The organism is Mesorhizobium sp. M5C.F.Ca.IN.020.32.2.1, from assembly GCF_004023105.1.
Lineage (GTDB): Bacteria > Pseudomonadota > Alphaproteobacteria > Rhizobiales > Rhizobiaceae > Mesorhizobium > Mesorhizobium wenxiniae.
In genome coordinates this window covers 1-2,119 of record NZ_RZSX01001004.1, presented here as the reverse complement: position 1 = coordinate 2,119, position 2,119 = coordinate 1, and the positions used below count along the sequence as shown (strand labels likewise).

Below are 2,119 nucleotides of genomic sequence, written 5' to 3'. Positions count from 1 at the left end.
TGGTCCTGGTGGTGGGCGCCGGCGGCACCCGCCTCGATGAAGGCCTTCATGATCTCGAAGGCATTGAGCGGTCCGCCGAAGCCGGCTTCCGCATCGGCGACAATAGGCGCGAACCATGTGTCGACGGAAAGCCCCTTGCCTTCGGAGGTCTCGATCTGGTCGGCGCGCTGCAGGGTGCGGTTGATGCGCTTGACCAGTTCGGGCGCCGCATTGGCGGGATAAAGCGACTGGTCCGGATACATGGCGGATGCGGTGTTGGCGTCGGCGGCGACCTGCCATCCAGACAGGTAGATCGCCTTCAGCCCGGCCCGGACCTGCTGCATCGCCTGATTGCCAGACATGGCGCCGAGCGCGTTGACGAAGTCCTCCTCGTGGATGAGCTGCCAGAGCCGGTTGGCGCCCATTTCGGCGAGGCTCTGCCGGATCTGGACCGAACCGCGCAGCCGCTTCACGTCCTCTGGCGAGTAGGGCCGCTCGATGCCGTCGAAGCGGCCTTCCGGCGCCGAGGGGACGAGGTTGTAAAAATCGGTCATTTGGTCACTCCGGGTAAATCGCTGCTGGGATGGAAACGCCGCCTCATGGAGAATTCCGCGCCGTTTTGGTGTGACAGCATTTACATTTCAGCGCGAAACAGGCGAGGAAAACCAGAAGATTGGCGGGAAAATAAGTGAAAACCTGTGTTGTGTTTGACAGCTAGGCGCTGTAATTTTGTCGCGATTGTAAAACGCCGACATGGCCATCGCCGTGCAGAAGTCATGTAAATTTCTGTCAAGGACAGTCGAGTGGCCGATCAGAAGATCTTCGCCGGGCCGCGCATCCGCCGTATCCGCAGCGCCAAGGGCCTGACCCAGACGGCGATGGCCGAAGGGCTCGGCATCTCGCCGTCCTATCTCAATCTCATCGAGCGCAACCAGAGGCCGCTGACGGTCCAGCTGATCCTGAGGCTGGCCTCTGTTTACAAGGTCGACCCGCATGAATTGCAGGGCGAGGCGAGAGGGTCGGTCGCCGCCTTGAAGGAGGTGTTTTCAGATCCGCTGCTGGTCGGCGAATTGCCAGGTGACCAGGAGCTGATCGAGCTTGCCGAGGCGGCGCCCAACGCTTCCGCCGCGGTGATAAAACTGTTCCGCGCCTATCGCGAGCAGGCCGAGCGCCTTTCCGACCTGAACGAGCTTCTCGCGCGCGAGGGCAAAGCGACGGCACTCTCCGGCGCCCGCTTGCCGATCGATGAGGTGCACGAGATTTTCGAGCGCCGGCCGAACCATTTTGCTGCGCTCGAAGCGGAAGCCGAGGCATTCACGTCGGTGCTCGATCCCGGCGACGATCTGTTCAGTGCGCTGAAGGCCTGGCTGAAGCGCGAATACGGCATCGTCGTCAAGGTGCTGCCGGTCGCCACCATGCCGAACTGGCGCCGCCGCTACGACCGCCACTCGCAGCGTCTTTTTCTGTCCGAGCGCCTGTCGCCATTCGACCAGTTGCGCGAGGTGGCGATGGAGGCCTGTCTGATCCGCATGACGGTCGCGGTGGCAGGCGAGATCCAGGCGCTGAAGCTGAGCACGGATGAAGCTCGCCGGCTCGCCCGCTTCGAGCTTGGCCGCTACGCCGCCCATGCGCTGATGATGCCCTATCAATCCTTTCACGCGGCAGCACACCGCGCCCGTTACGACATCGACGTGCTGCGCTCGCGCTTCGGCGTCTCCTTCGAGCAGGCGGCGAACCGCCTGACCATGCTGCAGCGGCCGGGCACGCCGGGCGTGCCGTTCTTCATGCTCGAGGTTGATAATGCCGGCAACCGCTTCCGCAAAGCGGGCAGCCAGGGCTTTCCGCAAAGCCGCTTCGGCGGCAATTGTCCGAAGCTTCCCGTGCATGCCGCCTTTACCCAGCCCGGCCAGATCTTCGTCGAGGCGGTGGAAATGCCCGACGGCGCCGAATTCCTCTGCGTCGCCCGCACGCTCGAAGGACCGCAAGGCTCATTTTCGGAGCGCCCGCGCCGTACCGCACTTCTGCTGGGCTGCGACATCGGCTTTCGTGACGAGATCGTCTATGGCGCGGCACTGCCGGGGCCGGCTGCCGCAGCGACAGGAAAAGCCGGACAGGGCACCAATCCGGCCACGCCCTGTCC

1 protein-coding gene and 1 pseudogene are annotated in these 2,119 nt (G+C 63.8%); one reads left to right on the top strand and one right to left on the bottom strand.

Annotated features, from left to right (window positions below; genetic code table 11):
* Positions 1-533 (bottom strand): annotated as a pseudogene (locus EOA86_RS32090) (isocitrate lyase); the annotation flags it as partial.
* A gap of 249 nt (positions 534-782) precedes the next feature.
* Between EOA86_RS32090 and EOA86_RS32085 the strand changes: the two are divergent.
* Positions 783-2,119, top strand: a 1,337-nt coding sequence (locus EOA86_RS32085) for a helix-turn-helix transcriptional regulator (protein ID WP_164892202.1), incomplete at its 3' end; no start/stop codon positions are given.